The organism is Stenotrophomonas sp. NPDC077420, assembly GCF_044543385.1.
In the GTDB taxonomy this organism is placed as follows: Bacteria; Pseudomonadota; Gammaproteobacteria; order Xanthomonadales; family Xanthomonadaceae; genus Stenotrophomonas.
Map to the genome: position 1 here is coordinate 80,309 of NZ_JBITVZ010000015.1, position 16,672 is coordinate 96,980.

Below are 16,672 nucleotides of genomic sequence, written 5' to 3' on the forward strand. Positions count from 1 at the left end.
AACGCTTGGCACATATGCCTGACGCGGGCGGTGGCTACACTTGCCGGTCGTGGAACATCAAGGGTTGTACTTCATGTCGGGACGCATCACCGCGCGCATCATTGCTGGCCTCGGCCTGGTCCTCCTGGCCGGGTGCGGCAGCAAGGACGAAGCCGCCCATCGGCAGGCTGAAGTGGTGCCGGTGACCACCCAGGTGGTGCAGACCTCCGCCTGGAGCGACACCCTGCAGGCCCTGGGTACCGCCAAGGCCCGCGAATCGGTGACCATCACCGCCAAGGTCAGCGAAATCATCGAGACCGTCCACTTCGACAGTGGCCAGCAGGTCTCCGCCGGCACCCCCCTGGTCACCCTGCGCGGCCAGGCCCAGGAAGCGGCCCTGCTGCAGGCGCAAGCGACCTTTGCCGAAGCCGACCAGCTGTACAAGCGCCAGCGTGAACTGGCCGCCCAGCAGCTGGTGGCCAGTGCCACCCTGGACACCCAGCGCGCCATCCGCGATGCCGCCGAAGCGCGCGTGCGCGAAATGCAGTCCGACATCGGCGACCGCCGCGTGCGCGCCCCGTTCGCCGGCGTGCTCGGCATCCGTCAGGTCAGCGAAGGCTCGCTGGTTACCCCCACCACCGTCATCGCCACCCTCGACGACATCGAGCGCATGCACGTCGACTTCCAGGTACCCGAAGCCGAACTGGCCTCGTTGTCCAACGGCGACAAGGTCAGCGCCACCAGCGTCGCCTATCCCGGCCGCACCTTCGAAGGCGAAGTCGCCACCATCGATACCCGCGTCGACCCCGGCACCCGCGCCGTCACCGTGCGCGCCGACTTCATCAACGCCGACCACAGCCTGCGCCCCGGCATGCTGCTGGACGTGCGCATGTTCCGCCCCGAGCGCCAGGCGCTGGTCATCCCGGAAATCGCCGTCGTCCAGGTCGGCCGCGATTCCTTCGTGTTCCGGGTCAAGCCCGACCACACCGTCGAACGCCTGGACGTGGTCAGCGGCGCGCGTCGCTCCGGCGTGGTCGAGATCCGCGAAGGCCTCAAGGCCGGCGACCGCATCGTCGTTGACGGCACCGGCAAACTGCGTCCCGGCCTGAAGGTCAACGACACCGCCGCACCTGCGGCAGCGCCCGCGCCGGCGCCCGCAACCCCGGCTGCCAGCCCCGCCGCCGAGAAGGCCACGGATCCGGCGCCGGCCGGCACCACCCGTGCCCCGACCGGCGCCACCGCCGCCGCCGCCGCCGTGGGCCACGCCGGATGAAACTCTCCGACATCTCCATCCAGCGGCCGGTCTTTGCGGTGGTGATGAGCCTGCTGCTGGTCGTGCTGGGCATCATGTCGTTCACCCGCCTGACCCTGCGCGAACTGCCGGCCATCGACCCGCCCATCGTTTCGGTGTCGGTCGATTACACCGGCGCGTCCGCCGCCGTCATCGAAAGCCGCATCACCCAGGTGCTCGAAGACGCCCTGGCCGGCATCGAAGGCATCGACACCATCAACGCGCGCAGCTCCAATGGCCGCGCCCAGGTCAGCATCGAATTCACCTCCAACCGCGACATCGAAGCGGCCGCCAACGACGTGCGCGACGCGGTCAGCCGCGTGGCCGACCGCATGCCTGAGGAGGCGCGCCCGCCGGAAATCGCCAAGGTCGAGAGCGACGCCGACCCGATCATCTGGTTCAACATGACCTCCTCCAGCATGAACACGCTGGAGCTGAGCGACTACGCCGACCGCTACGTCGTGGACCGCTTCTCCAGCCTGGACGGCGTGGCCCAGGTCCGCATCGGCGGTCGCCAGCGCTATGCCATGCGCATCTGGCTGGACCGCGACCAGCTCGCCGCGCGCGGCCTGACCGTGGGTGATGTGGAAACCGCGCTGCGCAACGAAAACGTCGAGCTGCCCGCCGGCCGCATCGAATCGGCCGACCGCGATTTCACCCTGCGCGTGGAGCGCAACTACGTAAAGCCGGAAGACTTCGCCACCATCCCGCTGGGCAAGGGCGCCGACGGCTACGTGGTGCGCATGGGCGACGTCGCAAAGATCGAACTGGCCTCGTCCGAACGCCGCGCCTACTACCGCAGCAACGGCGAGCCCGGCATCGGCCTGGGCATCGTCAAGACCTCCACCGCCAACTCGCTGGACGTCGCCCGCACGGCCCGCGCCGAAGCCGAGCGCGTCGGCCAGACCCTGCCCGAAGGCACCCACATCTTCGTGGCCTTCGACAACACCACCTTCATCGAAGCCGCCGTCGACCGCGTCTACGCCACCCTGATCGAGGCCATGCTGCTGGTGTTGGCGGTGATCTGGCTGTTCCTCGGCAGTTTCCGCGCCGCGCTGATTCCCGCCGTCACCGTCCCGGTCTGCCTGGTCGCCGCGTTCATCGCCCTGTACGCCTTCGGCTTCTCGATCAACCTGCTGACCCTGCTCGCGCTGGTCCTGTGTATCGGCCTGGTGGTGGACGACGCCATCGTCGTGGTGGAAAACGTCCAGCGCCGCATCGACCTGGGCGAACCCCCGCTGGTGGCTTCCAAGCGCGGTACCGCGCAGGTCGCGTTCGCGGTCATCGCCACCACCGCCGTGCTGGTCGCGGTGTTCCTGCCGGTGGGCTTCCTGGAAGGCAACACCGGCCGCCTGTTCCGTGAGCTGGCCGTGGCCCTGGCCGCCGCCGTGGCGCTGTCGGCGTTCGTGTCGCTGACCCTGACCCCGATGATGGCCTCCAAGCTGCTCAAGCCGCACACCGGCCAGCCGCCCAAGGGCCTGCATGGGTTCATCAACCGCAACCTCGACCGCGTCTCGGCGTCCTATGGACGCGTGCTGGATGCCCACGTCGGCAGGATCTGGATCTACGTCGTGGTCATGCTGCTGTCGCTCGCCGCCAGCGCGCTGCTGTTGAAGGTGCTGCCGTCCGAACTGGCCCCGGCCGAAGACCGGGGCTCGTTCCAGATCATGATCGACGGCCCCGAAGGCGCGGGCTACGACTACACCGTGGGCCAGGTGCAGGAAGTGGAAAAGATCGTCGCCGGCTTCGTCGGCGAGGGCAAACCCATCGTGCGGGCGAACCCGCGCGTCCCCGGTGGCTTCGGCGCCAGCGAGGAAATGCACACCGGCCGCATCAGCGTGTTCCTGCAGCCCTGGCGGGAACGCCCCACCGCAACGCCCGACGTCGCGGCCGAACTGCAGAAACACCTGGACACCATGCGCGGCGTGCGCGTGCGTACCCAGGTTGGCGGCGGCCTCGTGCGCAGTGGCGGCCAGCCGTTCCAGATCGTGCTGGGCGGCCCCGAGTACGCGGAAATCGCCCAGTGGCGCGACCGCATGCTTGAACGCATGGCCGACAACCCCGGCCTGGTCGGCCCGGATTCGGACTACAAGGAAACCCGCCCGCAGATACGGGTGAACATCGACCGCCAGCGCGCCGCCGACCTGGGCGTGTCGGTCACCGCGATCGGTTCGGCGCTGGAAACCATGATGGGCTCGCGCCGCGTCACCACCTTCGTCGACAACGGCGAAGAGTACGACGTGCTGGTCCAGGCCGGTCGGGAGGGCCGCGCCTCGCCCGACGACCTGGCCGCCATCCGCGTGCGCGCCAGCAACGGCGAACTGGTGCCACTGTCCAACCTGGTCACGCTCAGTGAAGTGGCCGAAGCGGGCAACCTCAACCGCTTCAACCGCCTGCGCGCGATCACCATCACTGCCGGCCTGGCCCCGGGCTATCCCCTCGGCGAGGCCATCGCCTGGGCCCAGCAGACCGCGCGCGAAGAACTTCCCCAGCACGCGCAGATCGACTGGAAGGGCGAATCGCGCGAGTACCAGAACGCCGGCGGCGCAGTGCTGCTCACCTTCGCCATGGCGCTGCTGGTGGTGTACCTGGTGCTGGCCGCGCAGTTCGAAAGCTTCATCCACCCGTTGGTGATCATGCTCACCGTGCCGCTGGGCGTGCTTGGCGCATTGCTGGGCCTGTACGTGAGCGGCGGCACCATCAACCTGTTCAGCCAGATCGGCATCGTCATGCTGGTGGGCCTGGCGGCGAAGAACGGCATCCTGATCGTCGAATTCGCCAACCAGCTGCGCGACGAAGGTCGCGACGTGCACCGCGCCATCGTCGAATCGGCGATGGTGCGCCTGCGTCCGATCCTGATGACCTCCATCGCCACCGTGGTCGGTGCCATCCCGCTGGTGGTCGCCGGCGGCCCCGGTTCGGCCAGCCGCGGCACCATCGGTATCGTGGTGATCTTCGGCGTCACCGTCTCCACCTTCCTGTCGCTGTTCGTGGTCCCGGCCTTCTACGCGCTGCTGGCCCCGTACACGCGCTCGCCCGAGGCCGTGGCCCGCGAGCTGGAGCAGCAGGAAGCCGAGACCCCGTCGGTGGGTGGCCATGCCTGACCGCCCGCTGCGGCTGGAAGGCGACGGATTCGTGCTGCGCCCCTGGCGCAGCGACGACCTGGAGGCGCTGCTGCGGCATGCCAACGACGAGGCGGTCTCGCGCGGGCTGCGCGACCGCTTCCCGTTCCCCTATACGCGCGAGGACGGCGAGGCGTTCCTCGCCGGCCGCGTACTGTCGGCGGACACGCTCAACCTGGCCATCGAGATCGACGGCGCCGCCTGCGGCAGCATCGGCGCCCAGCCCGGCGTGGCCGAACGTGGGCACACCGCCGAGCTGGGGTACTGGCTGGGTCGGGCGTACTGGGGGCAGGGGTGGATGACCCGCGTGGTGGGGCGGTTTGCCCCCTGGGTGATGGACGAGCTGCACCTGTTCAGGCTGCAGGCCGAGGTCCTGGATTTCAACGAAGGTTCGGCCCGGGTGTTGCTGGCCAACGGCTTCCAGGAAGAGGGCACCGCGCGCTGCGCGGTGTTCAAGCGCGGCCAGCTGCACGACCTGCGCCGCTTCGCACGGGTGCGTGAACGGGTGACCTGACGGCCGTCGAGCTTCGTCCCGACCAACGGTCGGGACCTACCGCAGGACGGGCGGCCGGCGCGAACCGGCGCGCGACCGCAGGACGGGCCTCTGGCGCTAACCGGCACGCGACCGCAGAACGGGCCGCCGGCGCGAACCGGCACGCGACCGCAGGACGGGCGGCCGGCGCGAACCGTCGCGCGACCGCAGGACGGGCGGCCGGCGCGAACCGGCACGCGGGGGTGATTCCGCGATCGCCGCACCTGGTAGGCCACGACCGTTGGTCGTGGCGCCAGCCGCCGGGTGGGTCAATCGGCCCTATCGGGCTGGCGCGCTATGGTGGAGAATCGACCCGGTCCCTTCCAGCCGACGGGACGTCCTTCATTTTCCGCCGACTGGAGAGAGCGCGTGGAAGCAGTAGTTGAATTCATCAATGGCATCATCTGGAGCAAGGCGCTGATCTTCCTGTGCCTGGCGGCGGGTCTGTACTTCAGCGCCCGTACGCGCTTCATGCAGCTGCGCGGGTTCTTCGAAATGTGCCGGCTCACCGTGCGGGGCGAAAAGTCCGACGCCGGCGTGTCCTCGTTCCAGGCCCTGGCCATGTCCATGGCCGGCCGCATGGGCATCGGCAACATCGCCGGCGTGGCCACCGCCATCGCCTTCGGCGGCCCCGGTGCGATCTTCTGGATGTGGGTGATGGGCTTCCTGGGGGCGTCCACCTCGTACATCGAGTGCACCCTGGCGCAGATCTACAAGACCAAGGATGCCGAAGGCCGCTATCGCGGCGGCCCGGCGTACTACATCGAAAAGGCCATGGGCCTGAAGTGGTATGCGGTGGCCTTTGCCATGGCCACCATCGTGGCAGCCGGTTTCCTGATGCCCGGCGTGCAGGCCAACGCCATCGCCGACAGCATCATCAATGCCTGCCGTGGCGGCGCGCTGTGCGGTCCGCTGGATGGCCAGTTCATGGGCATGGAATCGGTGCAGGCGCTCAAGCTGGGCATCGGCATTGTCGTGGCGCTCCTGCTGGGCGTGGTGATCTTCGGCGGCGTCAAGCGCATCGCCAACTTCGCCGAAGTGGTGGTGCCGTTCATGGCCGCCGGCTTCATCCTGATGGCCATCACCATCATGGCGCTCAATGCCGACCGCGTGCCGGACATGTTCCGCACCGTCTTCAGCAGCGCCTTCGGCGCCCACGCCGCCTTCGGCGCGATGATGGGCCTGGCGGTGGAATGGGGCGTCAAGCGCGGCATCTATGCCAACGAAGCCGGGCAGGGCACCGGTCCGCACGCCGCAGCGGCGTCGGAAGTTTCGCACCCGGCCAAGCAGGGCTACGTGCAGGCCTTCGCGGTGTACTTCGACACCATGATGGTGTGCACCTCCACCGCCTTCCTGATCCTGGCCGCGGGCACCTACAACGTGTACTCGCCGGTGGCCGGTGCCGAGCCGGTATTCGCCGGCCTGGCCGGCGTGGCCGAAGGCGCGGGCTATGCGCAGGCCGCGGTGGAAACCGTGCTGCCGGGCTGGGGCTCGGCCTTCGTGGCGATGGCGATCTTCTTCTTCGCCTTCACCACCATCATGGCCTATTACTACATGGCCGAAACCAACCTCAGCTACATCAACCACAACCGCAAGCGTCCGCTGACCGTGCTGGTGCTGCGCCTGGGCATCATCGGCATGGTGGTCTTCGGCGCCATGCACAACGCCAGGATGGCGTGGGCGCTGGGCGACATCGGCGTGGGCCTGATGGCGTGGCTGAACATCGTCGCCATCCTGATCGTGCAGAAACCGGCCCTGATCGCCCTGCGCGATTACGAGCGCCAGAAGAAGCTCGGCCTGGATCCGATCTTCGACCCCGATGCCCTGGGCATCAAGAACGCCGATTTCTGGCGTCAACGCAAGCTGGAGCTGTCCCGTAGTGAATGATCCCTGGAAAAACGCCCGCCGTCCGTCGTCGCGCCCGCCGCGGGCCACCCCGCTGCCGCCGCGCGAGGGTGGCACCCCGCCACCCCCGGGGCGCGGCAACGACGAGCTGCGCCTGTATGGCTGGAATGCGGTGCAGGCCATGTTCGAGCGCCGTCCGCAGGCGCTGCGCAAGCTGTACCTGGCCGAAGCGCTGATCCCGCGCCTGCAGCCGATGCTGAAGTGGTGCGTGGCCAACCGCGTCGGTTACCGCGTGGTGGAGGAGGGCGACCTCAACAAGCTGGCCGCCACCACCCACCACGAAGGCGTGGTCGCCGACGTGGTGCGTGCGCCGATGCTCACCCTGGCGGAGTGGCTCGATGGCCTGCCCGCCCCCAGGCCGGTGCTGGCGCTGTGGCTGGACGGCGTGGGCAACCCGCACAACTTTGGCGCCATCCTGCGTTCGGCGGCGCACTTCGGCGTGGCCGGGCTGCTGCTGCCACCCGATTCCACGCTGGCGCTTTCGGGTGCGGCCGCACGCGTTGCCGAAGGGGGCGCTGAAGCGGTGCCGCTGGTGCGCCTGCCGGCGCTGCCGCAGGCAATGGATGCGCTGCGTGCCGGTGGTTTCAGCCTGGCTGCCACGCTGGTGGACGGCGGCGAAAATCTATTCAAGAGCACGCTGCCGGCACGCCTGGTGTACGTCATGGGCGCCGAAGGCGAGGGCATGGATCGCGCGTTGGCGCAGACGTGCGACATGCAGGTGTCCATTCCCGGCAGCGGTGCGGTCGAGAGTCTGAATGTTGCCTCGGCCACTGCGGTTCTGCTGTCGCATTGGTACGCACAACGGTAGTCGACGACCGTTGGTCGTCGCGCTTTAAACGGGGCAACGCAAACGCGCGCTGCCCCACGTGATGTGATCGACTTCTCCAATGAAGTCACGCTTACAGCGGATTCGGATTTTTCGGATGGTATGCAGTGTTTGCGCTGCATCACAGTGAAAAGCGGCACTGCACTGCGTAGGTGAGGAGAGACACCCACCCAGTGCGGCGCCGTTGTCCGGATCACGGTCTGTCCGTGGCGCTCACCGCGTGGGGTGTGATGAATCCCGGTAGCCCGGCCTCTGGCCGGGCTTTTTTTGTGGGTGCCGCCGCCACGCAGGTGAAAAGCGACAACTGCCGTCCGTGCCGCGGAATTCAACCCCTTTCATTGAGCGTCGTTTTGAGCCATTGACGATGTAATTCCGGTAGCCACCACGGTGCCCCGGCACTGCGCGAAATCGGATGTGGCGCGATGAGCATTTTCATGCGTGCGCTTGCGCACAGAACATGACAATCGCGTGATTTACCGATTTTTCCGAGCTTGCTTCCTGTGCAGATTGCCGGTGCGGCGGATCGACCCGCCGCACCACCCTGTCACCACGGAGGCATTCCATGACGACCTTTGCGCTGCGCTCCCTGCGCTCTTCCCGTTCCGCCCTGATCGCCGCCGTGATGGTCGGCGTATGCCTGCCTGCCGCCGCGCTCGCCGACGAGCGTACGCTGGACGGGGTCAATTTCATGGGGCCGTTGATTACCCCCAATCCGGCCGGGCTGCCCAAGGGCGGGCTGTTCATCGAGCCCTACCTGATCCGGATCGACAGCGACAGCTACTTCGACGGCGAAGGTCGTCGGCATGACAGCGTCGGTCGCAGCAGTGCCTGGCTGACCGTGGTGCCCATCGCGTATGGCCTGGGCCAGCGCGTCACCGCCCAGGTCAATCTGAGTGCATCGCGCGCCGAAACCAGTGGCGAGCGCAGCCGCGGCTTCCGCGCCGGCGACACCACCGCCATGGTGCAGTACCTGCTGCAGGCCCCCAACGCCGACGGCACCCGCCCGGCCATCTCGGTATCGCTCAGCCAGCGGTATGCCACCGGCAGCTACGACCGCATCGACGGCAATCCGCTCAACGCGCAGGGCGACGGCGTGCAGCGCACCACGTTCGGGCTGGGCATGCAGCAGGTGGTGTGGTTGCCCAACGGCCGTCCGCTGCGCTGGCGGGGTCAGTTCAGCGCCAGTCCCGCACCGGCGCGCGTGGCGATCAACGACCACAGCGTCTACGGTACCCCCGAAGGCTTCCGCGGCAGCATCGCCCCGGGCTCGCTGATTGGCCTGTCCGCCGCGGCCGAGTACAGCTTCAGCCCGAAGTGGGTGGGCGTGATGGAGTTCGCCGTCAGCCGCCAGAGCGACCGCCACCTCAGCGGTTACGCCCCCGCCGCCGATGGCGGCATGCAGCGCGTGGACGAGCGCCGTCCCGGCAGTCGCAATGTCACCCTCGCCCCCGCCGTGCAGTACCACTTCAGCCCCAGCGTCGGGCTGATCGCCGGTGCCGAGTTCACCGTGGCCGGGCGCAACACCGGCCGTTACATCAATCCGCAGGTTGCGCTGGGCATGTTCTTCTGATGTGCGCGCTGCAGAGGAGTGAGCCATGAGCCTCGACGACATCGTCGCCCGTCTGCTGGGCATCGTCTGGAGTCCCGCGCTGGTCGGCCTGTGCCTGCTGGTGGGTCTGTACTTCAGCGTGCGGACCCGCTTCATCCAGCTGCGTGGCCTGCCGGAAATGCTCAAACTGATGTTCCAGGGCCGCAGTTCGGCGGCCGGGGTATCGTCGTTCCAGGCGCTGAGCCTGTCGCTGTCCAGCCGGGTGGGCGTAGGCAACATCGCCGGCGTGGCCATGGCCATCGCCTACGGTGGCCCGGGCGCGATCTTCTGGATGTGGATCGTGGCGTTCCTCGGGGCGTCCAGCGCGTTTGTCGAATCCACGCTTGCGCAGATCTACAAACAGCACGACAGCAACGGCATGTACCGCGGCGGACCGGCGTACTACATCGAAAAGGGCCTGGGTAAACGCTGGTATGCGGTGCTGTTCGCGCTCAGCACCGTGGTCGGCTGCGGCCTGCTGCTTCCGGGCACGCAGTCCAACGCCATTGTCAGTGCGCTGGACGAAGCCTGGGCGGTACCGGGCTGGATCACCGCCGCGGGCATCGGCACGGTGGTGGCCATGGTCATCTTCGGTGGCGTACGCCGTATTGCCCAGGTGGCGCAGGTGATCGTGCCGTTCATGGCGCTGGGCTACCTGGTGGTGGCCGCCGTGGTGATGGCCCTGAACCTGGATGCGGTGCCGGAAATGTTCGCCATCATCCTGCGCAGCGCCTTCGGCCAGGACGCCGCGTTCGGCGCCATGATCGGCACCGCCATCCAGTGGGGCGTGCGCCGCGGGGTGATGAGCAACGAAGCCGGCATGGGCAGCGGCGCGCACCCGGCAGCGGCGGCGGAAGTCTCGCACCCGGTCAAGCAGGGGCTGGTGCAGGCGTGCTCGGTGTACATCGACACCATGGTCGTGTGCAGTGCCACCGCGTTCCTCATCCTGTCCACCGGCGCCTACAACGTGTACGACCCGGCGGTGCCCTCGCAGTGGATCGTGGCCAACGTGCCCGGCCTGGAAGCAGGGCCGCGATTCGTGCAGCAGGCGGTGGAATCGGCACTGCCGGGATTCGGGCGCTCGTTCATTGCGCTGGCGATCATCCCGTTCGCGTTCACCACCATCCTGGCGCTGTACTACACCGCGGAAACCAACGTCGTGTACCTGGTCCGCAACCGGCATTCGCCGCTGGTGATGACCCTGTTCCGTTGCGGCTTTGTCGGCGCCATGCTCTATTCGGCGCTGAACACGGCCACCGTGGCATGGTCGCTGGGCGATATCGGCGTAGGCCTGATGACCTGGCTGAACATCATCGCGCTGCTGCTGTTGCAGAAGCCCGCGTTGGCGGCACTGCGCGACTATGAAGCCTCGCGCGGCGCGGGCAGGGACCCGGTCTATCGGCCGGCGCCCGGCGTACTCCCCAGCACCACGGTATGGGCAAGGTAGAGCCGTCTGTTAGACGGCTGCTCCAGGTAGAGCCGTCTGTCAGACGGCTGCTCCAACACCACGCGCAGCGGACCAACGGTCCGCTCTACCAGGTGACAGCGCGTCGCGCTGTCACTCGTTCGGCGGCGTGGTCGCCTTGGCTTCGCTGCCGAACGTGCCGTCTGCTTCTGCTGCAAGGTAGGCAAACACCGTGTATGCCGCCACGTTCTGGGCCAGGGCAGCCGGTTCAATCTTGTCCAGCGTATCGTCGGCGGTGTGGTGCAGGTTGAAGTAGTCGGTTCCGTCCTGCGCCAGCCACGCCCACGCGCCACCCTTGGCCGCCAGCGGGCCGATGTCCGGGCCCGGACCGCCCTTGTCGGCCACGTACTCGATACCCAGCGGCTTGAGTACCTCGGCGATCTGCCGGGTTGCGTCGCGCGAGCCTTCCGGATTGGGCGAGCCGGTGTTGAACGCATAGATGCGGCCGGCACCGAAGTCGCTCTCGGCGGCCAACTGGTGCAGCACGATGTCCTTGGCATGCGCGTCGGCGTAGGCCTTGCCGCCGTACAGACCCTGCTCCTCGTTGGCGAATGCCACCACGCGGATGCTGCGCTTGGGCGCCTGCTTGAGCTGGCCGATCAAATGGCCGGCAGCCATGGTCAGCGCCACGCCGGCGCCGTCGTCGATCGCGCCGGTGCCCAGGTCCCAGGAATCCAGGTGGCCGCCGATCACCACCACTTCCTTGGGCAGGCTGCGCCCGGTGATTTCGCCGATCACGTTGTACGACGTCGCGGTGCCGTCCCAGCCGCAGTCCAGGCTCAGCTTGATCGTGGTCGGCCCCAGCGCGAGCAGCCGCGCCAGCTGGTTGGCGTCGGGCACCGACAGCGCTGCCGACGGCACCGGCGTCAGGCCGTCATCGAAACGGGTGATGCCGGTGTGCGGAACGCGATGCGAATCGGTACCGGCCGAGCGCATCACAAAGCCCACTGCGCCCTTGCGGATCGCCTCGGACGGCCCCTTGCTGCGCACCGCGCCGCCCTTGCCGTAATCGCGGCCGTCGCGGTAGGCGGTCATCTGGTAATCGACGAAGGCGATCTTGCCCTTGAGCGAGCCTTCCGGTGCGGCCTGCAGCGCGGCCAGGTCGGCAAAGCGCACGACCTCGGCCTCCACCGTGCCACCCGGGCTGCCGCCCAGCGCGGTGATGGTCAGCGGCTGCGCATGCTTGCCCAGCACCTGGGCGTGCTCACTGCGGCGTTCCCACTTCGGGAAGGTCACCGGCTCTTTCCAGACCCGGTCAAAGCCCAGCGACTTGAACTTGGCCTCGGCCCAGGCCACGGCGCGCGCGTCGGCCTCGCTGCCGGCGATACGCGGTCCGATTTCGGTGGTCAGCGATTCCACCACCTTCCAACCGGTGTCGTCCTTCAGGGCCTGCTCGCGCAGCTCAGCGGCGGTGGCCAGCGACTTCGGCGGCAGGGTGGTGGTGCCGGTCGCGGCAAACGCCGGGGCGGCCAGCAGGGCAAGGGACGATGCAATGGCAAGAACGCGGCGACGCATGGGACGAACTCCGGGGCGGCAGGGCACAAGCCCCCGAGCTTAGCAGCCTGTCCGCGCCGCACATGGGCGCAAGGTCATGGTTGGGCGGATGCTGATTTCCACCGGTGGTTCGGGCGACGACCAACGGTCGTCGCCTACCGCATGCACCACGCACCATGGAGATACCCGACGCACGCGCCCAGCCCACCAACGGACTACTCACGCACGCGGCCCGCCGGGCTACGGAATCCCTCACGCACGCGGCCCGCGGGCTGCGGAATCCCTCACGCACGCGGCCCGCCGGGCTACGAATGCCTCACGCACCCGGCCTGCCGGGCTACGGAATGCCTCACGCACCCGGCCTTTCAACGGTAGGTACCGACCGTTGGTCGGTACGCCGTCACAACGTTCTTACTTTTTCAGGTTGTCGCGGATCTCGCGCAGCAGCACGATTTCTTCCTTCGGCGCCGCCGGCGCTGCTTCCTTCTTCCGCGCGACGCGGTTGATGACCTTGATCAGCAGGAAAATCGCAAACGCCACGATGATGAACTGCACCAGCGTGTTGAGGAAATCGCCGTAACCGATCACCACCGCCGGAATCTCGGTGCCATCAGCCGCCACGCGTGCCGGGGCCAGGGTCCACGCCAGCTCGGAGAAATCCACCCGGCCGATCAGCCATCCCAGCGGCGGCATGATGATCTTGTCCACCAGCGCGGTAACGATCTTGCCGAATGCCGCACCGATGACCACACCCACGGCCAGGTCGATGACGTTGCCACGCATGGCAAATTCCTTGAACTCAGTCAGCATTCCCATCGGGTTCTCCTGTAGCGGGGATAGCAAAGGTCGCCGCAGCGTAACGCGGCGCGTGTCGTCATCCGGCGATGATGCCGTGGCGCTCGGCCACGTTTTCCAGCCGCGCGCTGAAACGATCGCCCGGCTTGAGCGCGGCAACACCGGCGGGCGTGCCCATGAACACCAGATCGCCCGAGCGCAGTGCCCACAGCTTGGACAGCTCGTGCAGGATTTCCGGCACGTTCCAGATCATCTGGTCCAGCAGCGACTGTTGGCGCACTTCGCCATTGATTTCCAGCGACAGGTTGAGCGCCGCCAGGTCGCCGACTTCACCGGCGGGCACCAGTTCGCTGACCGGCGCCGAATGGTCGAAGCCCTTGGCCGAATCCCACGGGTGGCCCTTGGCCTTCGCCGCGGCCTGCAGGTCGCGACGGGTCAGGTCCAGGCCGACGCCGTAGCCGAACACCAGCGCCTCGGCCTGGTCCACCGGCAGTTCGCCGGCCGGCGCGTCGCGGCCGATCGCCACCACCAGCTCCACTTCGTGGTGCAGGTCCTGGGTCGAAGGCGGGTAGGGGATCACATCGTCATGGCCGACCACGATGGCATCGGCCGGCTTGCTGAAGAACATCGGGCGGCCGCGATCATCGGCGGCAGGCACCGCCGCGCCCATTTCCTTGGCGTGGTCGGCGAAGTTGCGGCCTACGCAGTACACGCGGCGAACTGGAAACGTTCCGCCACCGGCGACCGGGATGCGGGGTTGTTCGGGGGCGGGGATTACATCAGTCATGCGCGCATCCAGAATCAAGGGATGCGGGCAGTGTAGTGCCGACCGTTGGTCGGCAACAATGTCGGACGGCGCGGCCTGCAGTCAGCCGTCGCCGACCGAAACCTCAACGCGACAGCGGCAGCGCCTGCTTGCGTACCACGTGGTACTCGCCTTCCACCACCTGCGGGTCGGCAGCACGCGCCGCCTGCTTGCGGTTGGCCAGCAGCTTCCACGCCACCCCGGCAATGATCATCGCCGCGCCCACGAACACGCCCACGAACACCAACGCGGCAAGGATCGCCAGACCGAGCAGACCCACCGCAACGCGCACCAACGGATGGCGCGGCTTGCGCGGCGCAAACAGGGAGCGGAACTGGTTGAACTGGAAGCGGTTGTACATGACGGTTCTTTGGCTGAAGTCAGCGAGTCGCCAGTATCCCGGCAGCGTTCTGTCATTGAGTGAAAAATACGTTAATCGCGACGGTCGTTCATTTGTAATCAAGCACTTGTGTTCATCGCCGAGCCAGCCACATGACGGCGTGCGACAATGGCGCACCTTGTTTCCCACGGCGAATCCATGTCTTTTCCCGATGCTCCCACCGCCGCGCTGATCGCGCTGGAACGCATTGCCGACGGGGGATTCGCGGAAGTGGAGGCTGGCATCGAGGGCGACCATGAATCGGTCGTGCTGTACCGCGACGGCAACAGCGTGCGTGGCTGGCTGAACATCTGCCCACACGCCGGGCGCCGGTTGGACTGGGCGCCGGGGCAGTTCCTTAAAAGCAAGGCGGGCGACCTGGTGTGCGCGGCGCACGGCGCGTCGTTTTCATTGAATGACGGCGAGTGCGTGGCCGGTCCGTGCAAGGGCGACCGGCTGCGGGGCGTGGCGTTGGAAGTGCGGGACGGGCAGGTGTTCCTGGTGTAAGGCCATGCCGACCAACGGTCGGCATCTACCTGTTCCATGCCGACCAACGGTCGGCATCTACCGGCCCATGCCGCCCACCCCGGGTCATCATTGGTAGGTACCGACCGTTGGTCGGTACACCGCTCAGAACATCAGATTGATCATCACCACTACCACCATGGTGTAGATCAACGACAACGGCGCGCCCACCCGCCACAACTCGCGCGGGGTGTAATTGGCCGGGCCGGTGATCATGGAAATCACCGGGTTGGAGGCGGTCATCAGGTTGTTGGACGCCGACAACGCCACGATCAGCGCGAACGCCGTCGGGCTGCCGCCCGCGGCCAGTGCCAGGTTCACCGCGATCGGCACCATCACGATGGTCGCGCCAACATGGCTGATCACCAGCGAAAATACCGTGGTCAGCAGCGCCAGCGCGATTTCCAGTACCCACACCGGAATGCCGGTCGGCAGCCGGTCGATGGTGTGCCCGGCCACCCACGCCGCCGCGCCGCTGCTGTCCATCGCCCAGCCCAGCGGAATCAGCCCGGCCATCATGAACACCGTCTTCCAGTTGATCGACGCGTAGGCCTCGTCCATGCGCAGCACCCCGGTGAGCAGCATGCCGGCCACCCCGGTCATCAGGGTCAGTGCCACCGGCAGCTTGGAGGTCAGTGCGATCAAAATGGTGATGGCGAAGATCGACATCGCGATCTTGAACTTGTGCGGCCGCTGCTCACCCTTGGGGTAATCGGTGACCACCACGAAGTCGCGGCTCTTGGCCGCCTGGGCCAGGTCGGTCCAGATGCTGTGGAACACCAGCATGTCGCCGGCGCGCAGCGGCACGTTGCGCACGTCCTCGCGGATCACCTGCTTGTCGCGGTTGATCGCCAACAGGCTGATCCCGCGTTGCTTTCGCAGGCGCAGGTCCGATGCGCTCTTGCCGATCACATCGGACGTGGGCGGCACCACCGCCTCGGAAATGCCGGCGCGGCTGGGGTTGAACAGGTCGCCCAGGTGTTTCAGCCGCGAGGACATGCGCAGGAACTGGTTCTGCGCGAAATCGCTGACCTGCTGGCGGCTGCCCATCACCCCCAGCACGCTGCCCACCCAGATGCGCATTTCCGCCGGCGGCGCCAGCCGCGTGTCGTTGCCGGTTTTCAGCGCCAGCATCAGCGGCGCGTCGTGCACGGTTTCCGCCTCGCCCAAGGTCATGCCCACCAACGGGCTCTCGGCGCTGACCACCAGTTCGAACACATCGCCCTCGATCCCGTAGGTCTTGGCGAAATAACTCTCGGTGCGGGCCGGGGTCACCCCGTCGTTGGCCAGGGTTTCCTCTTCCACCAGCTTTCGGTCGCCGAAGTAGCGGAAGTACAGCAGCGACGCAACCAGCAGCGCCAGGCCGATCGGCAGCGGCGCGAACATGCGCAGCGGTTCGATGGTGGCCAGGCCGGAGGGCAGGTTGTTGTTGGCCGACGCCAGCAGGTCGTTGAGCAGGATCAGCGGCGAATTGCCGACCATGGTCAGCGCGCCGCCCATCACGATCGCCGCAGCGATCGGCAGCAGCAGGCGCTGCAGGGTCAGCCCGGTGCGCGCAGCCAACCGCGAGGCCACCGGCAGGTACAGCGCCATCACCGAAGGGTTCTGCATGAACGACGAATTCAAGCCGGCAATGGCGGTCGTCATCATCAGCAGCCGGGTTTCCACCCCATGCCCGCGTCGTAGCAGCCAGGCCGCCAGCCGGTTCAGCGCCCCGGTGCGGTCCAGCCCGGCACCGAGGATGGTGGTGGCGATGATGCTCATCACCGCGTTACCGGAAAAACCGCCGAAGATTTCCTCCGGCGCGATCAGGCCGGTCACGCCCAGCACCACCAGCACCACCAGCGCCACCACGTCGGCGCGGATGCGTTCGAACAGGAACATCGCCATCGTGAAGCCGACCAGCCCCAGAACGAGCTTCATGTCGGTGGTCAGCGTCAGCGTGGTGTCCATGGGTTGGTGCGAT

General features: G+C 67.4%; 13 protein-coding genes. 8 read left to right on the plus strand and 5 right to left on the minus strand.

The window, feature by feature from the left end; all coding sequences use genetic code 11:
* Positions 1-73: 73 nt before the first annotated feature.
* The 7 genes from ACIGII_RS14790 to ACIGII_RS14820 all read left to right on the plus strand — a co-directional run bounded on the left by ACIGII_RS14790 (position 74) and on the right by ACIGII_RS14820 (position 10,690).
* The gene (locus tag ACIGII_RS14790; RefSeq protein WP_399639157.1) at positions 74-1,252 is read left to right on the plus strand and encodes an efflux RND transporter periplasmic adaptor subunit; all 1,179 of its coding nucleotides are present in this window, start codon (positions 74-76) and stop codon (positions 1,250-1,252) included.
* Entirely contained in the window at positions 1,249-4,374 is a 3,126-nt protein-coding gene (locus ACIGII_RS14795) for an efflux RND transporter permease subunit (RefSeq protein WP_399639155.1), read from the plus strand. The genes ACIGII_RS14790 and ACIGII_RS14795 overlap by 4 nt, the downstream gene beginning before the upstream one ends.
* A complete protein-coding gene (locus tag ACIGII_RS14800; protein ID WP_399639154.1) occupies positions 4,367-4,906 on the plus strand; it encodes a GNAT family N-acetyltransferase in 540 nt (179 codons plus the stop codon). The genes ACIGII_RS14795 and ACIGII_RS14800 overlap by 8 nt, the downstream gene beginning before the upstream one ends.
* A 387-nt stretch (positions 4,907-5,293) precedes the next feature.
* Positions 5,294-6,811, plus strand: a complete 1,518-nt coding sequence (locus ACIGII_RS14805; RefSeq protein ID WP_399639152.1) for an alanine/glycine:cation symporter family protein — start codon at positions 5,294-5,296, stop codon at positions 6,809-6,811.
* Complete coding sequence (locus tag ACIGII_RS14810; protein WP_399639151.1) at positions 6,804-7,637, plus strand: TrmH family RNA methyltransferase; 834 nt, start codon at positions 6,804-6,806, stop codon at positions 7,635-7,637. The genes ACIGII_RS14805 and ACIGII_RS14810 overlap by 8 nt, the downstream gene beginning before the upstream one ends.
* Before the next feature lie 580 nt (positions 7,638-8,217).
* Positions 8,218-9,225 carry a hypothetical protein gene (locus ACIGII_RS14815; protein WP_399639149.1) on the plus strand — a complete coding sequence of 336 codons (1,008 nt, stop codon included), beginning with the start codon at positions 8,218-8,220 and terminating at the stop codon, positions 9,223-9,225.
* A 25-nt stretch (positions 9,226-9,250) separates the two neighbouring features.
* Positions 9,251-10,690: an alanine/glycine:cation symporter family protein gene (locus ACIGII_RS14820; protein ID WP_399639147.1), complete on the plus strand. Its 1,440-nt coding sequence runs from the start codon at positions 9,251-9,253 to the stop codon at positions 10,688-10,690.
* Positions 10,691-10,801: 111 nt separating this feature from the next.
* Here the strand turns inward: ACIGII_RS14820 and ACIGII_RS14825 are convergent, their stop codons facing one another.
* From ACIGII_RS14825 to ACIGII_RS14840, 4 genes are all read right to left on the minus strand, one after another.
* Positions 10,802-12,223, minus strand: coding sequence for a M28 family peptidase (locus tag ACIGII_RS14825; protein WP_399639146.1), 1,422 nt, complete (start codon positions 12,221-12,223; stop codon positions 10,802-10,804).
* Positions 12,224-12,613: 390 nt separating this feature from the next.
* Positions 12,614-13,018, minus strand: coding sequence for a large-conductance mechanosensitive channel protein MscL (gene mscL, locus ACIGII_RS14830; protein ID WP_399639145.1), 405 nt, complete (start codon positions 13,016-13,018; stop codon positions 12,614-12,616).
* 58 nt (positions 13,019-13,076) lie between these two features.
* Entirely contained in the window at positions 13,077-13,784 is a 708-nt protein-coding gene (locus ACIGII_RS14835) for a fumarylacetoacetate hydrolase family protein (protein ID WP_399639143.1), read from the minus strand.
* A gap of 103 nt (positions 13,785-13,887) precedes the next feature.
* Positions 13,888-14,163 carry a hypothetical protein gene (locus ACIGII_RS14840; RefSeq protein ID WP_399639142.1) on the minus strand — a complete coding sequence of 92 codons (276 nt, stop codon included), beginning with the start codon at positions 14,161-14,163 and terminating at the stop codon, positions 13,888-13,890.
* Between the two features lie 177 nt (positions 14,164-14,340).
* Between ACIGII_RS14840 and ACIGII_RS14845 the strand changes: the two genes are divergently transcribed.
* A complete protein-coding gene (locus ACIGII_RS14845) occupies positions 14,341-14,688 on the plus strand; it encodes a Rieske (2Fe-2S) protein (RefSeq protein WP_399639140.1) in 348 nt (115 codons plus the stop codon).
* Positions 14,689-14,811: 123 nt separating this feature from the next.
* On the opposite strand, the gene ACIGII_RS14850 is transcribed toward ACIGII_RS14845, so the two are convergent.
* Positions 14,812-16,659 carry an SLC13 family permease gene (locus ACIGII_RS14850; protein WP_399639138.1) on the minus strand — a complete coding sequence of 616 codons (1,848 nt, stop codon included), beginning with the start codon at positions 16,657-16,659 and terminating at the stop codon, positions 14,812-14,814.
* Positions 16,660-16,672 lie beyond the last annotated feature (13 nt).

Coding starts and splice junctions, on each gene's coding strand:
- ACIGII_RS14815 (WP_399639149.1), top strand. CDS start 8,218: ATGACGACCTTTGCGCTGCGCTCCCTGCGCTCTTCCCGTTCCGCCCTG.
- ACIGII_RS14835 (WP_399639143.1), bottom strand. CDS start 13,784: ATGACTGATGTAATCCCCGCCCCCGAACAACCCCGCATCCCGGTCGCC.
- ACIGII_RS14795 (WP_399639155.1), top strand. CDS start 1,249: ATGAAACTCTCCGACATCTCCATCCAGCGGCCGGTCTTTGCGGTGGTG.
- ACIGII_RS14820 (WP_399639147.1), top strand. CDS start 9,251: ATGAGCCTCGACGACATCGTCGCCCGTCTGCTGGGCATCGTCTGGAGT.
- ACIGII_RS14845 (WP_399639140.1), top strand. CDS start 14,341: ATGTCTTTTCCCGATGCTCCCACCGCCGCGCTGATCGCGCTGGAACGC.
- ACIGII_RS14800 (WP_399639154.1), top strand. CDS start 4,367: ATGCCTGACCGCCCGCTGCGGCTGGAAGGCGACGGATTCGTGCTGCGC.
- ACIGII_RS14825 (WP_399639146.1), bottom strand. CDS start 12,223: ATGCGTCGCCGCGTTCTTGCCATTGCATCGTCCCTTGCCCTGCTGGCC.
- ACIGII_RS14840 (WP_399639142.1), bottom strand. CDS start 14,163: ATGTACAACCGCTTCCAGTTCAACCAGTTCCGCTCCCTGTTTGCGCCG.
- mscL (WP_399639145.1), bottom strand. CDS start 13,018: ATGGGAATGCTGACTGAGTTCAAGGAATTTGCCATGCGTGGCAACGTC.
- ACIGII_RS14850 (WP_399639138.1), bottom strand. CDS start 16,659: ATGGACACCACGCTGACGCTGACCACCGACATGAAGCTCGTTCTGGGG.
- ACIGII_RS14790 (WP_399639157.1), top strand. CDS start 74: ATGTCGGGACGCATCACCGCGCGCATCATTGCTGGCCTCGGCCTGGTC.